We start from the raw sequence: 8,871 nt of genomic DNA on the forward strand, positions 1-8,871 counted from the left end.
CCGCCGACAGCCCGGCGCCGTGCGCCGAGCGCGTCACCGCCCCGGTCAGCGGGTCGACCTCGGGCCGAAGGTCGGCGACCCGCAGGCACACGGCGACCAGCGGGCCACCCGCGCCCGCCCCGTCGCCGGTCGTGTTCGTCATCGCCGTGCTCCTCATCGCCACCTCAGCCCTGTCCGCCTCAGCCCGCCCGCCTCAGCCCTGGCGGAAGACGACGCCCTGGCCGCCGTCGGGGTAGGTCCAGGTGAGCGCGCCCTCGCCGTTGCAGACCATGTAGCAGGTGCCGCACTCGAAGCACTGCTCGTAGTTGAACAGGATCCCGCCGTCCGCCGTGGGCGCGAACAGGTTCGCCGGGCAGGCGGTGACGCAGGCCCGGGTGGTGCAGGAGCGGCAGACGTCCGAGTCGACGACGATGTGCGCCCGCTCGCCGACCCGGAAGTCGACCGTCGCCATCCGGTCGTCGAACGCGATGTCGCCGAACCGCCCGCCGCCGGCGCCCGCAGCGGCTGCCCCAGCGGCAACCCCGGTGGTGGCCGGGCTGGTGGCCGCAGGGCCGGTGGTGGCGGGCTCGCCGGCGCCCGCGTCCGCGGACGTGCCGGCCGCGCGCGCCGACTTCCTGATCCCGAACCGGCTCACCGGAACACCTTTCCGATCTTGACTCCGTCGCTGGCCAGCTCGCGCAGGCTGACACCGTTGCGCTTCGCGGCCCGGCGCAGCAGTGCCAGCGCGCCCGGCTTGGGCTCCGGGTTCGTCACCGTGAAGAGGCTCTCGACCAGGTCGGCGACCAGCCCCGGGTAGCGGCGCTGGATCCGTTCCGACAGGATGATCTCGGGTGCGCCGCGCAGCCGCTTGTGGTCGGCGAGCACGAACTGCTTCTCCAGCTCGTCGCGGTAGCGGGCCAGCCTCTTCTTCGACGCGTCGCCAGCGGCGGCGGCCTCCGCGGCGATCCGGCCCGCGACCAGGCCGGAGCCGATCGCGAAGTTGACGCCCTCCAGCCAGATGCCGGCGGCGAGCGTCATCCCGGCGGCGTCGCCGGCGACCAGCATCCCGTCCATGGCGAGCGCCGGCATGTGGTCGTAGCCGCCCTCCGGGATGAGGTGCGCGGCGTACTCCTTCACCGTCGCCCCGCGCAGGTAGGGCGCGATCGCCGGGTGTGCCTTCAGGTCGGCGATGATCTCCTCCGGCCGGACCTTCGCCGCGGCCAGGCCGGGCAGCGCGAGCACCGCGCCGATGCTGACCGTGTCGCTGTTCGTGTAGAGGAAGCCGCCGCCGGGGATGCCGCGGGTGTTGCCGAGCATCTCGATGTCGAGGCCCTCCTGGCCGCGCAGCCCGAAGCGCTCGTCGATCACCTCGCGCGGCAGCGACAGCACCTCCTTGACGCCCAGGGTGTGGTGCTTCGGGTCGGCCTTCGGCAGCAGGCCGGACTCCTTGGCCAGGAACGAGTTGACGCCGTCGGCGGCGATCACGATCTTGGCGCGCAGCTCGCCGTCGGCCCGGTCGGTGCGCACGCCGACGACCCGGCCGGCCGCGTCGCGCAGCAGCCCGGTCGCGACCGTCGAGGTGACCAGCCGCGCGCCGGCGGCGGTCGCCTTGCCCGCGAGCCAGCTGTCGAAGTCGGCGCGGTAGGCCGTCATGCCGTTGTACGGCGGGCCGGCCCAGCTCTGGGTGCGGAAGTCGACGGTGAGCGCCTGCGTCTCGGTGAGCACCATCGTCGAGCGGCGGACCACCCAGCGCTCGACCGGCACCTCCTCCCACCAGTTCGGCACGACGGTGTCGAGGATCCGGCCGTAGATGACGCCGCCGTAGACGTTCTTCGAGCCGGGGAACGGTCCGCGTTCGAGCATGACGACGGACGCGCCGGCGCTGGCGGCGGCCAGCGCCGCCGCGGCGCCGGCGGGCCCGGCGCCGACGACGAGGACGTCGACATCCGCCGGCCGGTCGCCGCGGGGCGCGCCGGGGACGCTGGCCGGGCCTGCGTACAGGGCCTGGTCGTCAGCCATGGGTGGTCTCCCCGCGGGGGTCGGGAACGTCGGCGGCCGGGCTCGCCGGGGGACCGGCGGGGACCGGAGCGCCGGCGGGGACGTGCACGCCGAGGCGGCGGGCGAGCTCGACGAGCAGCTCACCCGCGTCGGTGACCAGGCCCAGGTCGGCCATCGCGGTCATCGGGCAGCTCGGGTCGGTGTTGACCGACACCAGATGGCGCGGCGCGCCGAGCCCGCCCGTGTGCTGGCTCGCGCCGGACACCCCGAACGCGATGTAGAGCTCGGGATCGAGGGTGATGCCGGTGGTGCCGATCTGGCGCTCGTAACCCATCCAGCCGGCGTCGGTGACGACCCGGGTCGCGCCGGCGGACGCGCCGAGCGCCGTGGCCACGCCGGCGAGCAGCGTGAACGCCGCGGCCGGCTCGACACCCGCCAGCCCGCCGTCGCGGGCGACGAGGCCGGCGCCGCCGCCGAGCACCCGGCGCGCCTCGCCGAGGTCCATCGTCGCGGGGTCCGGCTCCAGCACCTCGACGACCTCGACGTCGACGACGCCGTCCGGCGCGGCGGGCAACACCACCTCGACCGGCCCCCGGGTGCCCGCAGAGGTCTGCTGGGGAATGCGGGCCGGTTCCGCCGAGCCGCCGTACACCGAACGGGCACCCGGCAGCAGCGTCGCGACGGCGGGCACCGCGCAGGTCGCGGCGACCAGCAGCCGGCCGTCGACGCGGGCCAGTTCCGCCCGCACCTCCCCGTCGCCCGCGAGCCCCACCTGGACGGCGCCGGCGAGCAGCGGGACGGCGAGCTCGGCGGCCAGCCGCGGCGCGAGGTCCCGGCCGTCCGCCGACGCGGGCAGCACCACCAGGTCCGCGCCGGCAAGCAGCGGGGCGAGCGACGCGGCGAGGGCTCCCACCCGCAGGCCCGGGCCCGTGTCGGCCCACCAGACCTCGGCCGCCGGCCCGCCGCCGGTCGCGTGGTGCAGCGTCATGGCCGCCTCAGCCGCCCCGGAGCCGACGACCAGCACCCGCCCGCCGGCCTCCGCCACCGCCTCTGCGCCGCCCGGCGGCACCTGCCCGCCGCGCGCGACGACGACCGCCACCGTCCCGCCGACCGTCGGCCCGGACCCAGACCGGGATCCGGGCCGGGTCATCGGGCCGGGTGCCGGCGTCTCGGCCGGCGAGCCAGGCGCCGGCGAGCCCGGTGTCGTCGGCGGCATATCGGAGATCACGGCTTCGATCATCGCGCGCCGGTCCCGTCCGTCGGCGTGGGGCCGCCCGCGACGATCAGCAGAACTCGCGCCACAGACGATCACTCTCCATCACGATGTCGTCGAGGACGAGGTGGGCCTCGTCGAGGCTGTCCGCCTCGATCTCGGCGATGAACAGGGCGAGGAAGCCCGGCGCGACCTCCTCGCCGGTGGTCCACTCGATCTCGTAGATCACGCCGCGCCCCCGTCCGCCCGCCGCCCGTCCGCCCGCCGCCCGTCCGCCCGGGAGGGGCGGTGGCCGGCGGGGTGGTGGCCGGTGGCCATCAGAGCGCCACCGCCGCGCGCTGCCCCTCGACGACGGCGGCGTGGGCGCGGCGGGGTGACAGGCAGTCGCCGACACGGGTCACCATGAACGGCAGGTCGCCCACCGGCCGGCCCTCGGGGCTATGAGGGCCGGCCGGCAGTCCGGTCCGGGCCGCGCGCAGCGCCCGGTAGAGCGTGTCGTCGGCCCGCTGGTGCACGGCGCAGACGATCCAGTCGGCGGTCCTGGTCTGGTCGGTCCCGGTGGGGTGGTGCTGCAGGCTCAGCACCACGCCCTCGCCGTCGTCGGCGGGCGTCGTGCCCATGGGGACGAGGTCGGTGGCCTGGGTGATGCCGCGCACGGCGGCCTTCACGTTCCACTGCTCCATGTCGAGGGTGACGCCCAGGTCCTGGCCGACGACCATGCCGTTGGTGATGACCTCGACCTGGCAGCCGCGGTCGGCCAGCAGCTCCGCGACCGACGTCGCCTGGTGGAAGCCCAGCTCGTCGACGACGACCACCCTGCCGGCCGGGACCGCGCGTCCCTCCAGCACGTCACGGACGTCGACGACCCGCGGGTTTCCGCCCGCCCACCACGGGGCGTTCGGCGCGGCGCCGGTCGCGAGGATCACCGCGTCCGGCTTCTCCGCGAGCAGCAGGTCCGCGTCCACCTCGGTCGACAGCTTCACGTCGACGCCGACCCGCTGCGCGTGGGCGACCAGGTTGCGGGTGATGTCGAGGAACTCGGCCCGGCTCGGCACGCTCGCCGCGAGCAGCACCTGGCCGCCCAGCCGGTCGGAGCGCTCGAACAGGGTGACGTGGTGGCCGCGCTCGGCGGCGGTGACGGCGGCCTGCAGCCCGCCTGGCCCGCCGCCGACGACGAACACCCGCAGGCCGCGCCGGCGCGGCGCCGGCAGCGGCACCGCCTCGCGGCCGGTGCGCGGGTTCTCGATGCAGCCGAGCCAGCGGTTCAGGCCCATCCGCCCGACGCACTCCTGGTTGCACGACAGGCAGGTGCGGATCTCGGTGGCGTGCCCGGCCCGGGCCTTCGCGACGAAGTCGGCGTCGGCGATCTGGCCGCGCACGACGCCGATGAGGTCCGCATGGCCGGCGGCGAGCGCCCGGTCGGCCTGCAGCGGGTCCTTGAACCGGCCGACGCCGACGACGGGCAGCGAGACGGCGGCCCGGATCGCGCTCGGGATGAACATCGCGTAGCCCGGCGGCACCTGCATGCTCGCCTCGATCATGTAGAGCGTGGCGGTGGCGACGCCGATCGAGGTGTTGATGTAGTCGACCTTGCCCTGCGCCTCGACCAGCTGGGCGATGGCGACGGCGTCCTCGATCGTCGTCCCGCCCTCGATCAGCTCGTCGCCGCAGATCCGCACCCCGAGCGCCTTGCCCGGGCCGATCGCGGCGCGCACCGCGTCGACGATCTCCAACAGCAGCCGGGCCCGGTTCACGAGCGACCCGCCGTAGGCGTCGGTCCGCTTGTTGGTGGCGGGAGACAGGAAGCCGCGCACGATCGACGAGTGCGAGCACTGCAGCTCGATGCCGTCGAACCCGCCGGCCACGCAGTGCTCGGCGACCAGCCCGTAGCCCGCGACGACCTCGCGGATCTCGTGCGGCTCGAGCGCCTTGGGAACCTCGCGGAACAGCGGGTCCGGCACCGGGCTCGGCGCCCACACCGGCTGGCGGGAGAACATGCTCGACGCCTGGCCGCCGTTGTGGTTGATCTGCGCCAGGATCGGCGTGCCGTGGGCGTGCACGGCGTCGGTGATCCGCCGGTAGCCGGGGATGACGGCCGGGTTGAAGCCGTGGATCAGCTTCTCGTAGGGCCAGTCGGTCGGGTGGGTCGAGTGCTCCTCGGTGATGATGAGCCCCGCGCCGCCGGCCGCGCGGGCGGCGTAGTAGGCGGCGTGCTGCTCGGTCGGCAGCCCGTCGGCGGCGTAGTTCGTCAGGTGCGCCGAGAACACCACCCGGTTGCGCACCGTCAACGGCCCGATCCGCAGCGGGCTGAACAGGTACCGGTACCGGCCCGTCGCGCTCATCGGCCCGCCCCTTCGCTCACACTCGCGGCGCCGGCCGGCGCGCGCCGCTGCCTGGGGGGCGTGGTGGCGACCTCCAGGGCGCGGCGGCGGCCCTCCAGGACGGCTTCCAGCGCGCCGCGCGGCGCGACGCAGTCGCCGGCCCGCGGGGTGCCGGGGCGCTCGAGGTAAAGCGCCTCCATCGGCAGGCGGTGGCCGCAGTCGACGATGACCGCGCAGGGGATGTCGCGGCGGGCGCCGGTCCAGACGTCCTCCAGCACCGCCCGGCCTGCGGCGGCCTCGCGGACCAGCGCCCGCAGCTCGCGGCGGACGCCCGCCTGGGCGAGGCGGGTGTTGGCCGGAGCGAGGTCGCCCGTGAGCGACAGCAGGGTGCCGGCGACCTGGTCGGGGGCGACCAGCGCGACCTCGCGGCCGGCGCCGGCCAGCCACTCGGCGATCCCGACGGCCACCGGGCCGCCGACCGGGTCGTGGACGACCACCGGTCCGTCGGGCAGCACCCCGACGCCGCCGTCGAGCAGCGCCAGCGCCGAGAGGGCCGGGACCGGGACCGCTCCTGGCGGCGCCGGGTAGACCCGGCCCGCCGCGACCGAGCCGGTGGCGAGGATGACCGCCAGGCCGGCCGCCTCGGCGGCGTCCAGCTCGGCGGCGGTGACCGTCCTCTCGAACAGGAACCGCACCCCGAGGCGGGCGCACTCGGCGGCGAGCCAGTCGACCAGCAGCGCGAGCCGTTCGCGGCCCGGGCCGACGGCGGCGGTCCGCAGCGCGCCGCCGAGCCGCTCGCCCGCCTCGGCCAGCGTGACGCGGTGGCCGCGCGACGCCAACACCCGGGCGGCCTCCAGCCCGGCCGCGCCGCCACCGACGACCAGAACCTCGCGCGGCCGCGGGTCTTTCCCCTCGGGAGGGGCGTCCTCGGTCTCGTGGCCGCTGCGCGGCTCGCCGACGCAGCTCACGATCGGGTTGCGGTTGTCGCGGACCCGGCAGGCCTGGTTGCACAGCAGGCAGGGCCGCACCCGCTCCGCGTGCCCGGCGCGAGCCTTGGCGACGAGCTCCGGGTCGGCGATCTGCGCGCGGGTCATCTCGACGAGGTCGGCGACGCCGTCCGCGAGCGCGGCCTCGGCGGCGTCGACGTCGACGACGCTGCCCTGCAGCACGACCGGCACCCGGCCCGCCGCCGCCGTCCGCATCGCCGCGCACAGGTCGCGGTTGAACGTCGGCTCGGTGTGTGACGTCGGCCGGTAGGCGGTCGTCGAGTACGGGCCGCCGCGCACCACGACGAGCAGGTCGAGCAGGCCCAGGCCGGCCAGCGCGTCCACCTGCTCGGTGGCCTGCTCGGGGGTGACTCCGGCCCACGGCGCCAGCTCGTCGCAGCACAGCCGCAGCGCGAGGATCCTGTCCGGGCCGAGGGCCGCGCGCACCGCGGTGAGCACCTCGCGGGTCAGCCGCAGCCGGTCGGTGCCGTAGCCGTCGCCCCGGTGGTTCGTCAGCCCGGAGTGGAACTGGCGCAGCAGCGCGAGCGGGCCGGCGTCGATCTCGACCCCGGCGAGGCCAGCGGTGGCGGCGAGCTCGGCGGCGGCGGCGAAACCGGCGACGACCGCGTCGATCCCGTCCTGCTCCAGCTCGGCCGGGAGCTCCCTGCTGGCCGCGTCCGCGACCGGCGACGGCGCCCACAGCACCGACTGCGAGTACGCGCTCGAGCCCTGCCCGCCCGCGTGCCCCAGCCCGGCGAGCACCAAGGTGCCGTGCGGGCGGGCCGCCTCGCCGACCGCGGCCCAGCCGGGGCCGCAGTCGGCGGCGAACGGGGCGCGTTCGTAGGGCCAGTCGTCGGCCGTGACGGACGCCGTCTCGGTGACGATGACGCCGGCGCCGCCCGCGGCGCGGCGGGCGTAGTAGGCGACGTGGCGGTCGGAGATGTCCCGGCGGCGGGCGAGGTTCGTCTCGTGCGGGCCGAACAGGACACGCGACGGCGCGGTGTGCTCACGCAACGCGAACGGCTCGGCGAGCGCCAGGCTCACGGAGCGTGCCACCGCCGGTGTCGGCGCTGGCACCGAAAGTGGCGGCGCGGGCACCGCGTCGGTGTCGCCGTCGATCGAGTTCATGCTGTGGCCATACCGTGATGTCCGTCCACATCGCAATGGGTTGGGCACCTCCCGGAACGGGCGGCGCTCGCGGCCCGTCCGGTTGTGACACCCGATGTCACAACTTGCCGGGTGACAGGAAGCATATTGGCACCCGATGCCAAAGGAAAGGGATCGGTTGATGCGTTCCGCGAGCCCGGCTCCGCGCGAGCGGTCGCGCAGCGCGACACCGGCCGTGTCCGCGGGGACGGCCCGGTTCCTGGAGATGGCACGGTTCCTGGAGATGGCGCCAGCCGGGGGGATGGGTCCAGGGTGAACGGGGGACGGGCCGGGCGCCGGCCGGTGACGAGCGCCGCCGAGCTCGAGCGGCACGCTCTGCTGATCTTCGCGGAGCGCGGGTTCGACGCGACCACGGTCGACGACATCGCGGCCGCGGCGGGCATCGGGCGGCGCACGTTCTTCCGGTATTACGCGTCGAAGAACGACGTCGCCTGGGGGGAGTTCGACGCCCACCTCGAGACGATGCGCGCGGCGCTGGCCGCCACCCCGCCCGACGTGCCGGTGCTCCCGGCGCTGCGCCGCGCGATCCTGGACTTCAACAGCTACCCGGCCGCCGAGGCGGACTGGCACCGGCGACGGATGGCGCTCATCCTGCGCACCCCCGCCCTGCAGGCGCACTCCATGCTGCGCTACGCCCGGTGGCGGGCGGTGGTCGCCGAGTTCGTCGCCGAGCGGACCGGACGCGACGTTGGCGCGCTCGAGCCGCAAGCGGTGGCCTGGGCGTTTCTCGGCGTCGCGATCGCCGGCTACGAGGAGTGGCTCGCCCACGCCGGCGCCGATCTGATCCCCATCCTCGACCGGGCGCTCGGGCTGCTGGTGGACGGTCTCGACCGTCCGCTCTCGCCCCTCGAGCGTGGCGGGCGCCGTCCGTGAAGGACCCGACGGGCCCGGCTGGCTGACGGGCGATCGGCCGTCCCGCATGGTAGACACTTGGCTTCAACGCGGTTACTAAGCGTAGCCGACTGTCGCCGCTGCCTGGGCGGAAAGGGGAACAGCCATGCCGTCGAAGGCGCGAACGACGACCGTCAGCCCCGATGAGAACAGCCTGGCCCGGCCCACGCGGACCGCCGCGTCGCCCGCCACCCGTTCCACCGGCACCCGTTCGACGGCCACCCGTTCCACCGCCGCGCGTCCGGCGGCGACGTCGTCGGCGGCGACGCGGTCGTCCGCCGCCCGGCCGGCCGCGGCTCGCTCGGCCGCCCGAGGG

General features: G+C 75.7%; 8 protein-coding genes. 1 reads left to right on the forward strand and 7 read right to left on the reverse strand.

The window, feature by feature from the left end:
• Positions 1–193: 193 nt before the first annotated feature.
• The 6 genes from FRCN3DRAFT_RS0211730 to FRCN3DRAFT_RS0211755 form a co-directional block, all read right to left on the reverse strand.
• The gene (locus tag FRCN3DRAFT_RS0211730) at positions 194–634 is read right to left on the reverse strand and encodes a ferredoxin family protein (RefSeq protein ID WP_007520765.1); all 441 of its coding nucleotides are present in this window, start codon (positions 632–634) and stop codon (positions 194–196) included.
• Complete coding sequence (locus FRCN3DRAFT_RS0211735) at positions 631–1,998, reverse strand: FAD-dependent oxidoreductase (RefSeq protein ID WP_007520763.1); 1,368 nt, start codon at positions 1,996–1,998, stop codon at positions 631–633. The genes FRCN3DRAFT_RS0211730 and FRCN3DRAFT_RS0211735 overlap by 4 nt, the downstream gene beginning before the upstream one ends.
• Complete coding sequence (locus tag FRCN3DRAFT_RS44050; RefSeq protein ID WP_232794011.1) at positions 1,991–3,205, reverse strand: mycofactocin-associated electron transfer flavoprotein alpha subunit; 1,215 nt, start codon at positions 3,203–3,205, stop codon at positions 1,991–1,993. Before FRCN3DRAFT_RS44050 ends, FRCN3DRAFT_RS0211735 begins: the two co-directional genes overlap by 8 nt.
• A 55-nt stretch (positions 3,206–3,260) precedes the next feature.
• Positions 3,261–3,419: a hypothetical protein gene (locus FRCN3DRAFT_RS53980; protein WP_007520388.1), complete on the reverse strand. Its 159-nt coding sequence runs from the start codon at positions 3,417–3,419 to the stop codon at positions 3,261–3,263.
• A gap of 88 nt (positions 3,420–3,507) precedes the next feature.
• Positions 3,508–5,532 carry a mycofactocin system FadH/OYE family oxidoreductase 2 gene (locus tag FRCN3DRAFT_RS0211750; RefSeq protein ID WP_007520384.1) on the reverse strand — a complete coding sequence of 675 codons (2,025 nt, stop codon included), beginning with the start codon at positions 5,530–5,532 and terminating at the stop codon, positions 3,508–3,510.
• Positions 5,529–7,625 (reverse strand): mycofactocin system FadH/OYE family oxidoreductase 1, encoded by a 2,097-nt coding sequence (locus FRCN3DRAFT_RS0211755; RefSeq protein ID WP_007520382.1) that lies wholly within the window; start codon positions 7,623–7,625, stop codon positions 5,529–5,531. Before FRCN3DRAFT_RS0211755 ends, FRCN3DRAFT_RS0211750 begins: the two co-directional genes overlap by 4 nt.
• Positions 7,626–7,916: 291 nt before the next feature.
• Between FRCN3DRAFT_RS0211755 and mftR the strand changes: the two genes are divergently transcribed.
• Positions 7,917–8,537 carry a mycofactocin system transcriptional regulator gene (gene mftR / locus FRCN3DRAFT_RS44055; RefSeq protein WP_007520380.1) on the forward strand — a complete coding sequence of 207 codons (621 nt, stop codon included), beginning with the start codon at positions 7,917–7,919 and terminating at the stop codon, positions 8,535–8,537.
• Between the two features lie 75 nt (positions 8,538–8,612).
• Here mftR and FRCN3DRAFT_RS54990 read toward each other — a convergent pair.
• Positions 8,613–8,871, reverse strand: a 259-nt coding sequence (locus FRCN3DRAFT_RS54990; RefSeq protein ID WP_035924666.1) for a hypothetical protein, incomplete at its 5' end; no start/stop codon positions are given.

The sequence above is a fragment of the Pseudofrankia saprophytica genome (genome assembly GCF_000235425.2).
In the GTDB taxonomy this organism is placed as follows: domain Bacteria; phylum Actinomycetota; class Actinomycetes; order Frankiales; family Frankiaceae; genus Pseudofrankia; species Pseudofrankia saprophytica.

Coding starts and splice junctions, on each gene's coding strand:
- FRCN3DRAFT_RS0211755 (WP_007520382.1), bottom strand. CDS start 7,625: ATGAACTCGATCGACGGCGACACCGACGCGGTGCCCGCGCCGCCACTT.
- FRCN3DRAFT_RS0211735 (WP_007520763.1), bottom strand. CDS start 1,998: ATGGCTGACGACCAGGCCCTGTACGCAGGCCCGGCCAGCGTCCCCGGC.
- FRCN3DRAFT_RS0211750 (WP_007520384.1), bottom strand. CDS start 5,532: ATGAGCGCGACGGGCCGGTACCGGTACCTGTTCAGCCCGCTGCGGATC.